At 59.0% G+C, this 16,757-nt stretch carries 16 protein-coding genes; all 16 read left to right on the top strand.

Annotated elements, in window-relative coordinates:
* Nucleotides 1–2 precede the first annotated feature (2 nt).
* The 16 genes from yidC to glmU all read left to right on the top strand — a co-directional run bounded on the left by yidC (nt 3) and on the right by glmU (nt 16,733).
* Complete coding sequence (yidC, locus tag AAZU54_RS10710) at nt 3–1,688, top strand: membrane protein insertase YidC (RefSeq protein ID WP_434727136.1); 1,686 nt, start codon at nt 3–5, stop codon at nt 1,686–1,688.
* A 92-nt stretch (nt 1,689–1,780) separates the two neighbouring features.
* Nucleotides 1,781–3,151, top strand: coding sequence for a tRNA uridine-5-carboxymethylaminomethyl(34) synthesis GTPase MnmE (gene mnmE, locus AAZU54_RS10705; RefSeq protein WP_312151372.1), 1,371 nt, complete (start codon nt 1,781–1,783; stop codon nt 3,149–3,151).
* A gap of 594 nt (nt 3,152–3,745) precedes the next feature.
* The gene (gene mnmG / locus AAZU54_RS10700; RefSeq protein ID WP_186553121.1) at nt 3,746–5,638 is read left to right on the top strand and encodes a tRNA uridine-5-carboxymethylaminomethyl(34) synthesis enzyme MnmG; all 1,893 of its coding nucleotides are present in this window, start codon (nt 3,746–3,748) and stop codon (nt 5,636–5,638) included.
* On the top strand, nt 5,635–6,285 hold the full coding sequence (gene rsmG / locus AAZU54_RS10695; protein ID WP_186553120.1) for a 16S rRNA (guanine(527)-N(7))-methyltransferase RsmG: 651 nt from the start codon (nt 5,635–5,637) through the stop codon (nt 6,283–6,285). The genes mnmG and rsmG overlap by 4 nt, the downstream gene beginning before the upstream one ends.
* A gap of 18 nt (nt 6,286–6,303) precedes the next feature.
* The gene (locus AAZU54_RS10690) at nt 6,304–7,095 is read left to right on the top strand and encodes a ParA family protein (protein WP_186553119.1); all 792 of its coding nucleotides are present in this window, start codon (nt 6,304–6,306) and stop codon (nt 7,093–7,095) included.
* A 9-nt stretch (nt 7,096–7,104) separates the two neighbouring features.
* A complete protein-coding gene (locus AAZU54_RS10685; RefSeq protein WP_186553118.1) occupies nt 7,105–7,977 on the top strand; it encodes a ParB/RepB/Spo0J family partition protein in 873 nt (290 codons plus the stop codon).
* Nucleotides 7,978–8,126: 149 nt separating this feature from the next.
* Nucleotides 8,127–8,543 carry a F0F1 ATP synthase subunit I gene (locus AAZU54_RS10680; protein ID WP_186553117.1) on the top strand — a complete coding sequence of 139 codons (417 nt, stop codon included), beginning with the start codon at nt 8,127–8,129 and terminating at the stop codon, nt 8,541–8,543.
* 7 nt (nt 8,544–8,550) lie between these two features.
* Nucleotides 8,551–9,420: a F0F1 ATP synthase subunit A gene (atpB, locus tag AAZU54_RS10675; protein WP_186553116.1), complete on the top strand. Its 870-nt coding sequence runs from the start codon at nt 8,551–8,553 to the stop codon at nt 9,418–9,420.
* Between the two features lie 144 nt (nt 9,421–9,564).
* A complete protein-coding gene (atpE, locus tag AAZU54_RS10670) occupies nt 9,565–9,822 on the top strand; it encodes a F0F1 ATP synthase subunit C (protein WP_003097235.1) in 258 nt (85 codons plus the stop codon).
* 57 nt (nt 9,823–9,879) lie between these two features.
* Nucleotides 9,880–10,350, top strand: a complete 471-nt coding sequence (locus tag AAZU54_RS10665) for a F0F1 ATP synthase subunit B (RefSeq protein WP_186553115.1) — start codon at nt 9,880–9,882, stop codon at nt 10,348–10,350.
* A 12-nt stretch (nt 10,351–10,362) separates the two neighbouring features.
* Nucleotides 10,363–10,899: a F0F1 ATP synthase subunit delta gene (locus tag AAZU54_RS10660; protein WP_186553114.1), complete on the top strand. Its 537-nt coding sequence runs from the start codon at nt 10,363–10,365 to the stop codon at nt 10,897–10,899.
* Nucleotides 10,900–10,920: 21 nt separating this feature from the next.
* On the top strand, nt 10,921–12,465 hold the full coding sequence (gene atpA, locus AAZU54_RS10655) for a F0F1 ATP synthase subunit alpha (RefSeq protein WP_186553113.1): 1,545 nt from the start codon (nt 10,921–10,923) through the stop codon (nt 12,463–12,465).
* 48 nt (nt 12,466–12,513) lie between these two features.
* Entirely contained in the window at nt 12,514–13,374 is an 861-nt protein-coding gene (gene atpG, locus AAZU54_RS10650; RefSeq protein WP_016489911.1) for a F0F1 ATP synthase subunit gamma, read from the top strand.
* 27 nt (nt 13,375–13,401) lie between these two features.
* Nucleotides 13,402–14,778: a F0F1 ATP synthase subunit beta gene (gene atpD / locus AAZU54_RS10645; RefSeq protein ID WP_016502294.1), complete on the top strand. Its 1,377-nt coding sequence runs from the start codon at nt 13,402–13,404 to the stop codon at nt 14,776–14,778.
* A gap of 43 nt (nt 14,779–14,821) precedes the next feature.
* A complete protein-coding gene (locus AAZU54_RS10640) occupies nt 14,822–15,241 on the top strand; it encodes a F0F1 ATP synthase subunit epsilon (protein ID WP_186553112.1) in 420 nt (139 codons plus the stop codon).
* Between the two features lie 124 nt (nt 15,242–15,365).
* Nucleotides 15,366–16,733: a bifunctional UDP-N-acetylglucosamine diphosphorylase/glucosamine-1-phosphate N-acetyltransferase GlmU gene (glmU, locus tag AAZU54_RS10635; RefSeq protein ID WP_186553111.1), complete on the top strand. Its 1,368-nt coding sequence runs from the start codon at nt 15,366–15,368 to the stop codon at nt 16,731–16,733.
* Nucleotides 16,734–16,757: the final 24 nt, after the last annotated feature.

The raw sequence follows: 16,757 nt of genomic DNA, 5'->3' as shown, positions 1-16,757 counted from the left end.
TCATGGATATTAAACGCACGATCCTGATCGTCGCCCTGGCAATCGTGGCCTACGTGCTGGTCCTCAAATGGAACCAGGACTACGGTCAGGCTGCACTGCCGACTCAGCATACTGCTGCCAGCAACGCTGCCCCGGCCCTGCCCGATACCGTGCCGGCCGGCGGTAACAACGGCGCCAGCGCCGATGTGCCGAGCGCCAATGCTGAATCCAGCCCAGCCGAACTGGCTCCGGTTGCAGTCAGCAAGGACCTGATCCGGGTCAAGACCGACGTCCTTGAACTGGCTATCGATCCGGTCGGTGGTGACATCGTCCAGCTGAACCTGCCCAAGTACCCACGTCGCCAGGACCATCCGGACATTCCGTTCCAGCTGTTCGATAACGGTGGCGAGCGTGTTTACCTGGCCCAGAGTGGTCTGACTGGCGTTAATGGGCCGGATGCTCGTTCTTCCGGTCGTCCGCTGTACGCCGCTGAACAAAAGAGCTTCCAACTGGCCGATGGCCAGGAGCAGCTGGTCGTTGACCTGAAGTTCAGCGAGAACGGCGTCAACTACATCAAGCGCTTCAGCTTCAAGCGCGGTGAGTACGACCTGACCGTCAGCTACCTGATCGACAACCAAAGCGCTCAAGCCTGGTCGGGCAACATGTTCGCCCAGCTCAAGCGTGATGCCAGCTCCGATCCTTCGTCGAGCACGGCTACCGGTACCGCGACCTACCTGGGCGCTGCCCTGTGGACGCCTTCCGAGCCGTACAAGAAAGTGTCGATGAAAGACATCGACAAAGGCAGTTTGAAAGAAAATGTGTCCGGCGGCTGGGTTGCCTGGCTGCAACACTACTTCGTAACTGCCTGGATTCCTGCCAAGTCGGATAACAACGTTATCCAGACTCGTAAGGACAGCCAAGGCAACTACATCATCGGCTACACCGGCCCAGCGCTCAGCGTGCCTGCCGGCGGTAAAGTCGAAACCAGCGCCATGCTGTACGCAGGTCCGAAGATTCAGTCCAAGCTCAAAGAGTTGTCCCCAGGCCTGGAACTGACTGTCGACTATGGCTTCCTGTGGTTCATCGCTCAGCCGATCTTCTGGCTGCTGCAACATATCCACAGCATCCTGGGTAACTGGGGCTGGTCGATCATCGTCCTGACCATGCTCATCAAGGGCCTGTTCTTCCCGCTGTCGGCTGCCAGCTACCGCTCAATGGCGCGCATGCGTGCCGTTTCGCCAAAACTGGCCGCGCTGAAGGAACGCTTCGGTGACGATCGCCAGAAGATGTCCCAGGCGATGATGGAGCTGTACAAGAAAGAGAAGATCAATCCGCTGGGTGGCTGCTTGCCAATCCTGGTGCAGATGCCAGTGTTCCTGGCCCTGTACTGGGTACTGCTGGAAAGCGTAGAAATGCGCCAGGCCCCGTGGCTGCTGTGGATTACCGACCTGTCGATCAAGGATCCGTTCTTCATCCTGCCGATCATCATGGGCGCGACCATGTTCATCCAGCAGCGCCTGAACCCGACTCCGCCGGATCCGATGCAGGCCAAGGTGATGAAAATGATGCCAATCATCTTCACCTTCTTCTTCCTGTGGTTCCCAGCGGGTCTGGTGCTGTACTGGGTTGTGAACAACTGCTTGTCGATTTCGCAGCAGTGGTACATCACTCGTAGCATCGAAGCTGCGGCCAAGAAGGCTGCCGCTTGACGGGCTGCTAAGCTAGCCTGTGAATAAAAACGCCCCCTCGTGGGGCGTTTTTGCTATCTGTCTGTTGAATTTGTCGTAAGAGGCTTTCGAGCATGAACACTGTGCGTGAAACCATTGCCGCCATCGCTACCGCTCAGGGCCGCGGCGGGGTCGGCATCGTCCGCCTGTCTGGCCCCCTGGCGAGCCAGGCCGGGCAAGCTATTACCGGGCGCACTCTCACGCCCCGGCATGCTCACTACGGGCCGTTCCGCGATCAGGACGGGCTGGTACTGGATGAGGGCATCGTGCTGTTCTTCCCGGGGCCGAACTCGTTTACCGGTGAAGACGTCCTGGAACTACAAGGTCATGGCGGCCCGGTAGTGATGGACATGCTGCTGCAGCGCTGCCTGCAACTGGGCTGCCGCCTGGCGCGTCCTGGTGAATTCAGCGAGCGTGCATTCCTCAACGACAAACTCGACCTGGCCCAGGCCGAAGCGATCGCTGACCTGATCGAGGCCAGTTCGACCCAGGCCGCACGCAATGCCTTGCGTTCGTTGCAGGGCGAATTCTCCAAGCGCGTTCACTCGCTGACCGAGGCACTGATCGCGCTGCGGATCTACGTCGAAGCTGCGATCGACTTCCCTGAGGAAGAAATCGACTTTCTCGCCGACGGCCATGTGCTGTCGATGCTCGATGCAGTGCGCACCGAGTTGTCCACAGTGCAGAAGGAAGCTGGCCAGGGCGCGCTGCTGCGTGACGGTATGAACGTGGTGATTGCCGGACGGCCCAATGCGGGCAAGTCGAGCCTGCTCAACCGCCTGGCTGGGCGTGAGGCGGCCATCGTCACCGATATCGCCGGCACTACCCGGGATATCTTGCGGGAACATATCCACATCGACGGCATGCCGTTGCACGTGGTCGATACCGCAGGGCTGCGTGACACAGACGACCATGTGGAAAAGATCGGCGTGGAACGTGCGCTCAAAGCGATCAGCGAGGCTGACCGGGTGTTGCTGGTTGTGGATAGCACGGCGCCTGAAGCAAGCGATCCCTTCGCCTTGTGGCCAGAGTTTCTCGATCCGCGCCCAGATCCTGGCAAAGTCACCTTGATTCGTAACAAGGCAGACCTGAGCGGGGAAGCGGTGGCCATGGAGCAATGTGACGATGGCCATGTGACCGTTACCCTCAGCGCCAAGGGCGATGACAGCGGCTTGCTGCTGCTGCGCGATCACCTGAAAGCATGCATGGGTTATGAACAGACCTCAGAGAGCAGCTTCAGCGCCCGTCGACGCCACCTGGAGGCCTTGAACCAGGCTAGCGCGCACCTTGAGCATGGTCGTGACCAGCTGACCCTGGCCGGCGCTGGAGAGCTGTTGGCGGAAGATCTGCGTCAAGCTCAGCAGGCGCTGGGAGAGATTACCGGCGCGTTCAGTTCCGATGATCTGCTGGGGCGTATCTTCTCAAGCTTCTGCATCGGCAAGTAATCCACAACCGCTCCCCTCCAGTTACCGCCGATCCGCAAGGTAGTACCTGTGGGAGCGGGTTCACCCCGCGAAGAACACACCCCGATGAATAGCGAGGGCTGCGCTTTCGTCGGTGGATAAACCGCTCCTCCACAGCCAACCCCCATCTATTTTCCAATTTCCTTTGAAGACCCACGCCTTTGATTTCATCAACAGGTGCGTTTTCGTTCGTCTAAGCCCTGTGGAAAACTCGCCTTCAGCTCAGTTGATAAACCCCCTTCAGAGCTGAGGACAAATCCACCTGTGGGTAAATAGGCATTTCATCCACAGGCTAAATGAGCTTATCCATAGCCCTCATGGCCACTCAAGCACAGGGTTTAATTTCTCTGTACATACCATGAATATTGGTGTGTAGAGCTTTATCCACAGAAAAGGCGGTGCATAAGAATAAACATAAAAACAAAGCTTTTTTAATTTCTTCCTTTTTAATTTCTGTTATCCCCGTTCATCCACAGCCTGGTCAAAATTTGCTCAAAAGGTTTCTTTAGCAGGTAGGAAGTCCCTATACTTGTCGGCTTACCTTCTCTATTCGCAAAAACAGGCACGAGGTGCGTGGTGGATTTCCCTTCCCGTTTTGAAGTGATCGTCATCGGCGGCGGCCATGCCGGTACCGAGGCTGCGCTTGCGTCTGCACGCATGGGGGTAAAAACCCTGCTGCTGACCCATAACGTGGAAACCCTCGGTCACATGAGTTGCAACCCCGCTATTGGTGGGATCGGCAAGAGTCATCTGGTCAAAGAGATCGATGCGCTCGGCGGCGCCATGGCGTTGGCCACTGACAAGAGCGGCATTCAGTTCCGCGTGTTGAACAACCGCAAAGGCCCGGCCGTCCGTGCGACCCGTGCCCAGGCTGACCGCGCTATCTACAAGGCGGTGGTCCGTGAAATCCTGGAAAACCAACCGAACCTGTGGATATTCCAGCAGTCCTGCGACGACCTGATCGTCGAACAGGACCAGGTCAAGGGCGTGGTCACGCAAATGGGTCTGCGGTTCTTCGCCGACTCGGTGGTACTGACCACTGGCACCTTCCTTGCCGGACTTATTCACATTGGCTTGCAGAATTACACCGGCGGCCGCGCCGGTGATCCGCCTGCCATTGCCCTGGCCCACCGCATGCGTGAACTGCCGCTGCGCGTCGGCCGGCTGAAAACCGGTACGCCGCCGCGTATCGATGGCCGCTCTGTGGACTTCTCGGTGATGACCGAGCAGCCCGGCGATACGCCGATTCCGGTGATGTCGTTCATGGGCAATGCGCAGATGCACCCGCGCCAGGTCAGTTGCTGGATCACCCACACCAATGCCCGCACCCACGAAATCATTGCTTCGAACCTCGACCGTTCGCCGATGTATTCCGGGGTTATCGAAGGTGTTGGCCCGCGTTACTGCCCGTCGATCGAAGACAAGATCCATCGTTTCGCCGACAAGGAAAGCCATCAGGTGTTCATCGAGCCGGAAGGCCTGACCACCCATGAGCTGTACCCCAATGGCATTTCCACATCGCTGCCGTTCGACGTGCAGCTGGAGTTGGTCCGCTCGATCCGCGGCATGGAAAACGCCCACATCGTGCGCCCGGGCTATGCCATCGAGTACGACTACTTCGATCCGCGTGACCTGAAGTACAGCCTCGAAACCAAAGTGATTGGCGGCCTGTTCTTCGCCGGCCAGATCAACGGCACCACCGGCTACGAAGAAGCTGGCGCTCAAGGTCTGCTGGCCGGAACCAACGCCGCACTGCGTGCGCAGGGTCGGGAAAGCTGGTGCCCGCGTCGCGACGAGGCGTACATCGGCGTACTGGTCGACGACCTGATTACCCTGGGGACCCAGGAGCCGTACCGCATGTTCACGTCGCGCGCCGAGTACCGCTTGATCCTGCGTGAAGACAACGCCGACCTGCGTCTGACCGAGAAGGGCCGCGAGCTGGGCTTGATCGATGACCAGCGTTGGGCTGCGTTCTGCGCCAAGCGCGAAGGCATCGAGCGTGAAGAGCAGCGCCTGAAGTCGACTTGGGTTCGTCCCGGCACGCCGATGGGCCAAGCCGTTGTGGATAAGTTCGGTACGCCGCTGAGCCACGAATACAGCCTGCTCAACCTGCTGGCTCGCCCGGAAATCGACTATGCCGGCCTGATCGAGGCTACTGGCGGTGAGGCACTTGACCCGCAAGTGGCTGAGCAAGTCGAGATCAAGACCAAGTACGCCGGATACATCGACCGTCAACAGGATGAGATCGCTCGTCTGCGCGCCAGCGAAGACACCCGCCTGCCTGTGGATATCGACTACACGACGATCTCCGGCCTGTCCAAGGAGATCCAGGGCAAACTCGGCCAGACTCGCCCGGAGACCCTCGGCCAGGCTTCGCGCATCCCCGGCGTGACCCCGGCGGCGATTTCCCTGTTGCTGATTCATCTGAAAAAACGCGGCGCAGGCCGCGAATTGGAGCAAAGCGCTTGAGTTCCTTGGTCACCCCGCAACACGCAGAAGAGTTGTCCACAGGCGCGCGCCAACTCGGTGTCGAGTTGAGCCCACAGCAGCACGAGCAACTGCTGGGCTACCTGGCCCTGTTGATCAAATGGAACAAGGCCTACAACCTGACCGCAGTGCGCGACCCGAACGAAATGGTCTCGCGGCATCTGCTCGACAGCCTCAGCGTCATGCCGTTTATCCACAGCGACACGCAAAGTTGGCTGGATGTCGGCAGCGGCGGTGGCATGCCGGGGATTCCTTTGGCTATCCTGCACCCGCACAAGCAAGTGACGCTGCTCGACAGCAATGGCAAGAAAACCCGCTTCCTCACCCAGGTGAAGATGGAGCTGAAACTGGACAACCTGCAGGTTATCCACAGCCGGGTCGAAGAGTATCAACCGGCGCAGCCGTTCAGCGGGATCATCTCGCGGGCATTCAGCAGCATGGAGAACTTCACCGGCTGGACTCGCCACCTGGGCGACACGCGGACGCTTTGGCTTGCAATGAAAGGGCTGCATCCTGCCGACGAACTGGTAGCATTGCCCGCAGACTTCACAGTGGAAAGCGAGCAGGCCCTGACCGTTCCGGGTTGCCAGGGCCAGCGCCATCTGCTGATACTGCGCCGCAAGGCATGACTGGGATTACACGCAACAATGGCTAAGGTATTCGCAATCGCGAACCAGAAAGGTGGTGTGGGCAAGACCACCACCTGTATCAATCTCGCCGCATCGCTGGCTGCGACCAAGCGCCGTGTGCTGCTGATCGACCTCGATCCGCAGGGCAACGCGACCATGGGCAGCGGGGTGGACAAGCACGAGCTCGAGCATTCGGTCTACGACCTGCTCATCGGCGAATGCGACCTGGCCCAGGCGATGCACTACTCCGAGCACGGCGGTTTCCAACTGCTGCCGGCCAACCGCGACCTCACCGCCGCGGAAGTGGTGCTGCTGGAGATGCAGGTCAAGGAGAGCCGTCTGCGCAATGCGCTGGCGCCTATCCGCGAGAATTACGACTACATCCTCATCGACTGCCCACCGTCGCTGTCGATGCTCACCCTCAACGCCCTGGTCGCTTCCGATGGCGTGATTATCCCGATGCAGTGCGAGTACTACGCACTCGAAGGTCTCAGCGACCTTGTGGATAACATCAAGCGCATCGCAGCCCGGCTGAACCCGGCGCTGAAGATCGAAGGCCTGCTGCGGACCATGTACGATCCGCGCCTGAGCCTGAACAACGATGTTTCGGCGCAGCTCAAAGAGCACTTCGGCGAGCAGCTGTACGATACGGTGATCCCGCGCAACATTCGCCTGGCCGAGGCGCCAAGCTTTGGCATGCCGGCCCTGGCCTACGACAAGCAATCGCGTGGCGCACTGGCCTATCTGGCCCTGGCCGGGGAACTGGTACGCCGCCAACGCCGTCAATCACGCACTGCACAAACAACTTAAGGAATCCGCATGGCCGTTAAGAAACGGGGTCTCGGACGTGGGTTGGATGCACTGCTCAGTGGTCCTTCCGTCAGCTCGCTCGAGGAGCAGGCTGTCAAGATCGACCAGAAAGAACTGCAACACCTGCCGGTCGAGCTGATCCAGCGTGGCAAGTACCAGCCACGCCGGGACATGGACCCGGAGGCGCTGGAAGAACTGGCTGCCTCGATTCGCACCCAAGGCGTCATGCAGCCGATCGTGGTTCGGCCGATCGGTGACCAGCGCTACGAGATCATCGCCGGCGAACGCCGCTGGCGCGCCACTCAACTGGCGGGCCTGGACACCATCCCGGCCATGGTCCGTGATGTACCCGATGAAGCCGCCATCGCCATGGCGCTGATCGAGAACATCCAACGTGAGGATCTCAACCCGCTGGAAGAGGCGATTGCCCTGCAACGCCTGCAGCAGGAATTCGAACTGACCCAGCAGCAAGTAGCAGACGCCGTCGGCAAGTCGCGGGTGACCGTGGCCAACCTGCTGCGCTTGATCTCGCTGCCGGAGGCAATCAAGACCATGCTCGCCCACGGCGACCTGGAGATGGGCCACGCTCGCGCCTTGCTGGGCCTGGAAGAAGATCGGCAGGAAGAAGGGGCGCGTCATGTTGTCGCACGTGGGCTCACTGTGCGCCAAACCGAGGCACTGGTGCGCCAGTGGCTGAGCGGCAAACCTGATCCGGTCGAACCGAGCAAACCTGATCCGGATATCGCTCGCCTCGAACAGCGTCTGGCAGAGCGCCTGGGCTCGGCGGTGCAGATCCGCCATGGCAACAAGGGCAAAGGTCAGTTGGTGATTCGCTATAACTCGCTCGACGAGTTGCAAGGCGTGCTTGCTCACATCCGCTGAAACAATTCCCGTTGTAGCGCGCAGTCGGAAATCACTACCCAATAGTTGAATAGGGGTTAATCCCCCCCTATACTCTGCGCGCATTTTGTCGGCACAAATTATGCCAAGTCGTTGCTGACTTGATGGTCGACTTTCCAGGAGTAGATGCGATGGAAATCCGCACGCCAAACCGCCTGCCTTTCCATCGCTGGGCAGTTTTTCCAGTACTGCTGACGCAATGTGTCGTAGTCCTGCTGGCAACTTTGGTGTTGTGGCAGTGGAAAGGAGCAGTCAGTGGATATTCAGGCCTCTGTGGAGGGCTGATTGCCTGGCTGCCGAATGTGTATTTCGCCTGGAAGGCTTTTCGCTTTAGCGGAGCCCGGGCAGCGCAGGCCATCGTCAAGTCGTTCTACGCAGGCGAGGCAGGCAAATTGATTTTGACGGCAGTGCTGTTTGCACTGACCTTCGCAGGAGTGAAGCCATTGGCGCCGTTAGCAGTATTCGGCGTCTTCGTGCTGACCCAATTGGTCAGCTGGTTCGCGCCCCTGCTAATGAATAAAAGACTTTCGAGACCTAAGGGCGTTTGAGGCAACCATGGCAGCAGAAACCGCTTCGGGCTATATCCAGCACCACTTGCAGAACCTGACCTACGGTCAACTACCAGACGGCAGCTGGGGCTTGGCCCATTCGGCTGCAGAAGCCAAGGCAATGGGCTTCTGGGCCTTCCACCTGGATACCCTGGGCTGGTCGGTTGCGCTGGGTCTGATCTTCCTCTTCATCTTCCGCATGGCGGCCAAGAAGGCCACTTCCGGCCAACCTGGCGGCCTGCAGAACTTCGTCGAGGTGATGGTCGATTTCGTCCACGGCAGCGTCAAGGACTCGTTCCACGGCCGTAGCCCGGTCATCGCCCCGCTGGCCCTGACCATCTTCGTCTGGGTGTTCCTGATGAACGCCATCGACTTGATCCCGGTCGACTGGATCCCGGTGCTGGCTGCCAAGATCTCGGGTGATCCGCACATTGCGTTCCGCGCTGTGCCTACCACCGACCCGAACGCCACCCTGGGCATGGCCTTCTCGGTGTTCGCGCTGATCATCTTCTACAGCATCAAGGTCAAGGGCATCGGCGGCTTCATCGGCGAGCTGACCCTGCACCCGTTCGGCAGCAAGAACATCTTCGTTCAAGCCCTGCTGATCCCGGTGAACTTCCTGCTTGAATTCGTCACCCTGATCGCCAAGCCGATCTCGCTGGCACTGCGTCTGTTCGGCAACATGTATGCCGGCGAACTGGTGTTCATCCTGATCGCGGTAATGTTCGGCAGCGGCCTGCTCTGGCTCAGCGGCCTGGGTGTGGTGCTGCAATGGGCGTGGGCTGTGTTCCACATCCTGATCATCACCCTGCAAGCCTTCATCTTCATGATGCTTACCATCGTCTACCTGTCGATGGCTCACGAAGATAACCATTAAGACCGCCTGGCGTGTCTGATAGCCTTCCCTGCCCGTTTGGGGGGAGGGCTGTAAAAAGTCCGCAAGGGCAGTTGTACCAAACGATTTGTTTTACCGCTTCAAACTAAAAACCTAACCAATACGACGTAAAAGTCGGGAGGAAAGATGGAAACTGTAGTTGGTCTTACCGCTATCGCTGTTGCTCTGCTGATCGGTCTGGGCGCACTGGGCACCGCCATTGGTTTCGGCCTGCTGGGCGGCAAGTTCCTGGAAGGCGCTGCTCGTCAGCCTGAGATGGTTCCGATGCTGCAGGTCAAAATGTTCATCGTTGCCGGTCTGCTCGACGCCGTAACCATGATCGGTGTTGGTATTGCTCTGTTCTTCACCTTCGCAAACCCGTTCGTTGGTCAAATCGCCGGCTAATCACTCGTACCCACGAGTTGATTGCTGTGATGAACAAAGACCGAGCGAGGTGTTGGCGTGAACATTAATGCAACCCTGATTGGCCAATCCGTTGCTTTCCTGATTTTTGTCGTCTTCTGCATGAAGTACGTATGGCCTCCGGTCATCACTGCCCTGCAAGAGCGTCAAAAGAAGATTGCTGATGGCTTGGACGCTGCCAACCGCGCAGCTCGCGACCTGGAGCTGGCCCAAGAGAAAGCGGGTCAGCAACTGCGTGAAGCTAAAGCACAGGCAGCCGAAATCATTGAGCAAGCCAAGAAACGCGCTGCTCAGCTTGTCGAGGAAGCCCGTGATCAGGCCCGCGTCGAAGCTGACCGTGTGAAGGCTCAGGCTCAGGCCGAGATCGAACAGGAACTGAACAGCGTCAAAGACGCCCTGCGTGCCCAACTGGGTGCCCTGGCTGTTGGCGGAGCTGAAAAGATCCTTGGCGCCACAATCGATCAAAACGCGCATGCGGAGCTGGTTAACAAACTGGCCGCTGAAATTTAAGCGAGGGCGATCATGGCAGAACTGACCACGTTGGCCCGACCTTACGCTAAGGCTGCCTTTGAGCACGCCCAGGCCCATCAGCAACTGGCCAATTGGTCAGCCATGCTCGGCCTGGCTGCTGCTGTGTCGCAAGACGACACCATGCAGCGCCTGCTCAAGGCCCCGCGACTGACGAGCGCACAAAAGGCCGCCACTTTCATTGAAGTGTGCGGTGACAAGTTCGATGCACAGGCACAGAATTTCATTCATGTTGCCGCGGAAAATGGCCGTCTCCTGCTCCTGCCGGAGATTGCCGACCTGTTCGAGCTGTACAAGGCCGAACTGGAAAAATCCGTGGACGTGGAAGTCACCAGTGCTTTTGCGTTGAACCAAGAACAGCAAGACAAACTCGCCAAGGTTCTCAGTGCACGGCTCGGCCAGGAAGTTCGCCTGCACGCGTCGGAGGATGCCAGCCTGATCGGCGGCGTCCTCATCCGCGCAGGCGACCTGGTAATCGATGGCTCGGTTCGCGGCAAGATCGCGAAACTGGCCGAAGCATTGAAATCTTGAGTTTGAAGGGGCAGCAGAGCAATGCAGCAACTCAATCCTTCCGAAATTAGTGAAATCATCAAGGGCCGCATCGATAACCTCGATGTAGCCTCTCAAGCCCGCAACGAAGGTACCGTCGTCAGCGTTTCTGACGGTATCGTGCGGATTCACGGTCTGGCCGACGTTATGTACGGCGAAATGATCGAGTTTCCGGGTGGCGTGTACGGCATGGCCCTGAACCTGGAGCAAGACTCCGTAGGTGCAGTGATCCTGGGTGCCTATGACACCCTCGCCGAAGGCATGAGCGCCAAGTGCACCGGCCGCATCCTGGAAGTTCCAGTTGGTAAGGAACTGCTGGGTCGCGTCGTTGACGCACTGGGCAACCCAATCGATGGCAAAGGCCCGCTGGGCAACACCGAGACCGACGCGGTCGAGAAAGTTGCTCCAGGCGTGATCTGGCGTAAGTCGGTAGACCAGCCTGTACAGACTGGCTACAAATCCGTCGACGCCATGATCCCTGTCGGCCGTGGCCAGCGTGAGCTGATCATCGGTGACCGTCAGATCGGCAAGACCGCCATGGCCATCGACGCCATCATCAACCAGAAAGACTCCGGTATTTTCTGCGTTTATGTTGCTGTCGGCCAGAAGCGTTCCACCGTTGCCAACATCGTTCGCAAGCTGGAAGAAAACGACGCACTGAAAAACACCATCGTGGTGGTTGCCAGCGCCTCGGAATCCGCCGCACTGCAATTCCTGGCGCCATACGCCGGTTGCACCATGGGCGAGTTCTTCCGTGACCGCGGTGAAGACGCGCTGATCGTTTACGATGACCTGTCCAAGCAGGCTGTTGCCTACCGTCAGATCTCCCTGCTGCTGCGCCGTCCACCAGGACGTGAAGCGTACCCAGGCGACGTGTTCTATCTCCACTCCCGTCTGCTGGAGCGTGCATCGCGCGTTTCCGAAGAGTACGTCGAGAAGTTCACCAACGGTGCTGTGACTGGCAAAACCGGTTCCCTGACCGCGCTGCCGATCATCGAAACCCAGGCTGGCGACGTTTCCGCGTTCGTTCCGACCAACGTGATCTCGATCACCGACGGTCAGATCTTCCTGGAATCGGCCATGTTCAACTCGGGCATCCGCCCTGCAGTGAACGCCGGTGTTTCGGTATCCCGCGTAGGTGGTGCCGCTCAGACCAAGATCATCAAGAAGCTGTCCGGTGGTATCCGTACCGCTCTGGCTCAGTACCGTGAGCTGGCTGCATTCGCCCAGTTCGCTTCCGATCTGGACGAAGCGACCCGCAAGCAGCTGGAGCATGGTCAGCGCGTTACCGAGCTGATGAAGCAGAAGCAGTACGCGCCGATGTCCATCGCGGACATGGCCCTGTCGCTGTATGCCGCTGAGCGTGGCTTCCTGACTGACGTAGAAGTCTCCAAGATCGGCAGCTTCGAGCAAGCACTGATCGCCTTCTTCAACCGTGATCACGCTGAACTGATGGCGAAGATCAACGTGAAGGGTGACTTCAACGACGAAATCGACGCAGGCCTGAAAGCCGGCATCGAGAAGTTCAAGGCCACCCAGACCTGGTAAGCCGCAGCGGGGGCCCAGGCCCCCGCTTGCTAACCTGATAGGTGATACATGGCAGGCGCAAAAGAGATTCGCAGTAAGATTGCGAGCATCAAAAGCACGCAAAAAATTACCAGCGCCATGGAGAAAGTGGCGGTAAGCAAGATGCGCAAGGCACAAATGCGCATGGCTGCTAGCCGTCCTTACGCGGAGCGTATCCGCCAGGTGATCGGTCATCTGGCCAACGCCAACCCGGAATACCGCCACCCATTCATGATCGAGCGCCCTGTAAAGCGCACCGGTTATATCGTGGTGAGCAGTGACCGTGGTCTGTGCGGTGGCTTGAACACCAACCTGTTCAAGGCCCTGGTCAAGGACATGAACGCAAACCGCGAACAGGGCGTGGAAATCGACCTGTGCGTGATCGGCAGCAAGGGTGCAACTTTCTTCCGCATCTTTGGCGGCAACGTCGTAGCAGCGATCAGCCACTTGGGCGAAGAGCCATCGATCAACGATCTGATCGGCTCTGTCAAAGTGATGCTGGACGCCTACCTGGATGGCCGTATCGATCGCCTTTCGGTGGTTTCGAACAAGTTCATCAACACCATGACCCAAAAACCGACGGTCGAGCAATTGGTACCGTTGGTGGCAACCCCGGATCAGGATCTCAAGCATCACTGGGATTACCTGTACGAACCCGACGCAAAAGAGCTGCTGGACGGCTTGATGGTGCGTTACGTGGAGTCGCAGGTATACCAGGCGGTGGTCGAGAACAACGCTGCTGAACAAGCGGCCCGGATGATCGCCATGAAGAACGCCACAGACAACGCCGGTGATTTGATCAAAGAGCTTCAGTTGATCTACAACAAGGCGCGTCAGGCTGCGATCACCCAGGAGATCTCGGAAATCGTCGGCGGCGCTGCCGCGGTTTAACGGTTCAAAAATTCAGAGGATCCAGCTATGAGTAGCGGACGTATCGTTCAAATCATCGGCGCCGTCATCGACGTGGAATTCCCACGTGACGTCGTGCCGAGTGTATACAACGCGCTGAAAGTACAAGGCGCGGAAACCACCCTCGAAGTTCAGCAGCAGCTGGGCGACGGCGTGGTTCGTACCATTGCGATGGGCTCCACCGAAGGCCTGAAGCGCGGTCTGGAAGTCGTTGACTCCGGCGCTGCCATTTCCGTTCCTGTTGGTAAGGCCACTCTGGGCCGTATCATGGACGTACTGGGCAACCCAATCGACGAAGCCGGCCCGATCGGCGAGGAAGAGCGTCGCGGTATCCACCAGCCAGCGCCTTCGTTCGCTGACCAGGCAGGCGGCAACGACCTGCTGGAAACCGGCATCAAGGTTATCGACCTGGTTTGCCCGTTCGCCAAGGGTGGTAAGGTTGGTCTGTTCGGTGGTGCCGGTGTCGGCAAGACCGTAAACATGATGGAACTGATCCGTAACATCGCCATGGAACACAGCGGTTACTCCGTGTTCGCTGGTGTGGGTGAGCGTACTCGTGAGGGTAACGACTTCTACCACGAGATGAAGGACTCCAACGTTCTCGACAAAGTAGCCTTGGTCTACGGTCAGATGAACGAGCCACCAGGAAACCGTCTGCGCGTAGCGCTGACCGGCCTGACCATGGCTGAGAAGTTCCGTGACGAAGGTAACGACGTTCTGCTGTTCGTCGACAACATCTATCGTTACACCCTGGCCGGTACCGAAGTATCCGCACTGCTGGGCCGTATGCCTTCGGCAGTAGGTTACCAGCCGACCCTGGCTGAAGAGATGGGCGTTCTGCAAGAGCGCATCACCTCCACCAAGGAAGGTTCGATCACCTCCGTCCAGGCCGTATACGTACCTGCGGACGACCTGACCGACCCGTCGCCAGCGACCACCTTCGCCCACTTGGACGCCACCGTCGTTCTGTCCCGTGACATCGCCTCCCTGGGTATCTACCCAGCGGTCGACCCACTGGACTCGACTTCGCGTCAGCTGGACCCGAACGTGATCGGCAACGAGCACTACGACACCGCTCGTGGCGTTCAGTATGTTCTGCAGCGCTACAAAGAGCTGAAGGACATCATCGCGATCCTGGGTATGGACGAACTGTCCGAGACCGACAAGCAACTGGTAGCCCGCGCTCGTAAGATCCAGCGCTTCCTGTCGCAGCCGTTCTTCGTGGCCGAAGTCTTCACCGGTTCGCCAGGCAAGTACGTTTCCCTGAAAGACACCATCGCTGGCTTCAGCGGCATCCTCAAAGGTGACTACGACCACCTGCCAGAACAAGCGTTCTACATGGTCGGCAGCATCGACGAAGCGATCGAGAAAGCCAAGAAACTGTAATTCCTGCGCCCCGCAAGGGGCGCTATCAGGTTGAGGCAAGCAGATGGCTATGACAGTCCATTGCGATATCGTCAGCGCGGAAGGAGAGATTTTCTCCGGCCTGGTCGAGATGGTAGTTGCGCACGGTAACCTGGGTGATCTTGGTATCGCTCCAGGCCACGCGCCGCTGATCACCAATCTCAAGCCTGGTCCGATCACGCTGACCAAGCAGGGTGGCGCCCAAGAGGTGTTCTACATCTCTGGTGGTTTCCTCGAGGTTCAGCCGAACATGGTCAAGGTGCTTGCCGATACCGTGCAACGTGCTGCTGACCTGGACGAGGCTCAGGCTCAGGAAGCCCTCAAGGCTGCTGAGAACGCCCTGCACAGCAAAAGCGCTGATTTCGACTACGGCGCCGCTGCCGCACGTCTGGCCGAGGCCGCAGCTCAGCTGCGTACCGTCCAGCAAATGCGCAGAGGCAAGTAATCCGGCCCCGGCCAGATCACTGCTGTTGCGATTGAGTAAAAGGGTAGCCTCGGCTACCCTTTTTCTTTTTCCGAATTTCCCTCATCGGTCACATTGCTGACCGCCCAGGATTGGTAGCCAGTCAATGTCCCTCGATATCGTTATTCTCGCCGCCGGCCAAGGCACCCGCATGCGTTCGGCATTGCCCAAGGTGCTGCATCCGGTGGCTGGCAACTCCATGCTCGGTCACGTTATCCACAGCGCGCGCCAGCTGAAGCCTAGCGGTATCCATGTGGTCATTGGCCATGGTGCCGAGCTGGTGCGCGAGCGGTTAGCCGCGGATGACCTGAACTTCGTCCTGCAAGACAAGCAGCTGGGCACCGGCCACGCCGTCGCCCAGGCGATTCCAGCACTCACCGCCGACACCGTGCTGGTGCTGTACGGCGACGTGCCGCTGATTGAAGTAGAAACCCTGCAGCGCTTGCTGGCCAAGGCCAACCAGCAGCAGTTGGGCCTGCTCACCGTCAATCTTGAAGATCCGACCGGCTACGGCCGCATCGTGCGTGATGCCCAGGGCCAGGTCGCGGCAATCGTCGAGCACAAGGACGCCAGCGACGCGCAGAAAGCGATCAAGGAAGGCAACACCGGCATCCTCGCCATGCCCGCCGCGCGCCTGGCCGACTGGATGGGGCGGCTGTCCAACAACAACGCCCAGGGTGAGTACTACCTCACCGACGTGATCGCCATGGCCGTTGCCGATGGCCTGGTGGTCGCCACCGAACAGCCGCATGATCCGATGGAAGTGCAGGGCGCCAATGATCGCCGGCAGCTGTCTGAGCTTGAGCGTCACTACCAGCTGCGCGAGGGCCGTCGGTTGATGGCCCAGGGCGTAACCCTGCGCGATCCAGCGCGCTTCGATGTCCGTGGTGAGGTGACCGTTGGTCGCGATGTGCTGATCGACGTTAACGTGATTCTCGAAGGCAAGGTGGTGATCGAGGATGACGTACAGATCGGTCCGAACTGCGTCATCAAGGACAGCACCCTGCGCAAAGGCGCAGTAGTCAAAGCCAACAGCCACCTTGATGGTGCGGTGTTGGGCGAGGGCAGCGATGCTGGCCCGTTCGCGCGCCTGCGTCCGGGTAGCGTGCTGGATGCCAAGGCCCATGTGGGTAACTTCGTCGAGCTGAAGAATGCCCACTTGGGCGAGGGCGCCAAGGCCGGTCACCTGACTTACCTGGGTGACGCCGAGGTCGGCGCCCGCACCAACATCGGTGCCGGCACCATTACCTGCAACTATGATGGCGCCAACAAGTTCAAGACAGTGATGGGCGAGGATGTGTTCATCGGCTCGAACAACTCGCTGGTAGCCCCTGTTGAAATCAAGGACGGCGCTACTACGGCGGCGGGTTCTACCATCACCCAGACCGTTGAAGACAAGCAATTGGCCGTGGGCCGTGCGCGCCAACGCAACATTGAAGGCTGGAAACGTCCAGAGAAGATCAAGAAGAGCTGATTGCTTCACCGAGGGTTATCCACA

Origin of the sequence: Pseudomonas sp. Je.1.5.c (genome assembly GCF_051129895.1) — a bacterium.
GTDB lineage: Bacteria > Pseudomonadota > Gammaproteobacteria > Pseudomonadales > Pseudomonadaceae > Aquipseudomonas > Aquipseudomonas urmiensis.
This window is presented reverse-complemented; position numbering and strand designations above follow the sequence as displayed.

What these genes read in the sequence shown, in the direction of transcription:
- yidC (WP_434727136.1), top strand. Translation starts at nt 3, where the DNA reads ATGGATATTAAACGCACGATCCTGATCGTCGCCCTGGCAATCGTGGCC.
- mnmE (WP_312151372.1), top strand. Translation starts at nt 1,781, where the DNA reads ATGAACACTGTGCGTGAAACCATTGCCGCCATCGCTACCGCTCAGGGC.
- AAZU54_RS10690 (WP_186553119.1), top strand. Translation starts at nt 6,304, where the DNA reads ATGGCTAAGGTATTCGCAATCGCGAACCAGAAAGGTGGTGTGGGCAAG.
- AAZU54_RS10685 (WP_186553118.1), top strand. Translation starts at nt 7,105, where the DNA reads ATGGCCGTTAAGAAACGGGGTCTCGGACGTGGGTTGGATGCACTGCTC.
- AAZU54_RS10680 (WP_186553117.1), top strand. Translation starts at nt 8,127, where the DNA reads ATGGAAATCCGCACGCCAAACCGCCTGCCTTTCCATCGCTGGGCAGTT.
- atpB (WP_186553116.1), top strand. Translation starts at nt 8,551, where the DNA reads ATGGCAGCAGAAACCGCTTCGGGCTATATCCAGCACCACTTGCAGAAC.
- atpE (WP_003097235.1), top strand. Translation starts at nt 9,565, where the DNA reads ATGGAAACTGTAGTTGGTCTTACCGCTATCGCTGTTGCTCTGCTGATC.
- AAZU54_RS10660 (WP_186553114.1), top strand. Translation starts at nt 10,363, where the DNA reads ATGGCAGAACTGACCACGTTGGCCCGACCTTACGCTAAGGCTGCCTTT.
- atpA (WP_186553113.1), top strand. Translation starts at nt 10,921, where the DNA reads ATGCAGCAACTCAATCCTTCCGAAATTAGTGAAATCATCAAGGGCCGC.
- atpG (WP_016489911.1), top strand. Translation starts at nt 12,514, where the DNA reads ATGGCAGGCGCAAAAGAGATTCGCAGTAAGATTGCGAGCATCAAAAGC.
- atpD (WP_016502294.1), top strand. Translation starts at nt 13,402, where the DNA reads ATGAGTAGCGGACGTATCGTTCAAATCATCGGCGCCGTCATCGACGTG.
- AAZU54_RS10640 (WP_186553112.1), top strand. Translation starts at nt 14,822, where the DNA reads ATGGCTATGACAGTCCATTGCGATATCGTCAGCGCGGAAGGAGAGATT.
- glmU (WP_186553111.1), top strand. Translation starts at nt 15,366, where the DNA reads ATGTCCCTCGATATCGTTATTCTCGCCGCCGGCCAAGGCACCCGCATG.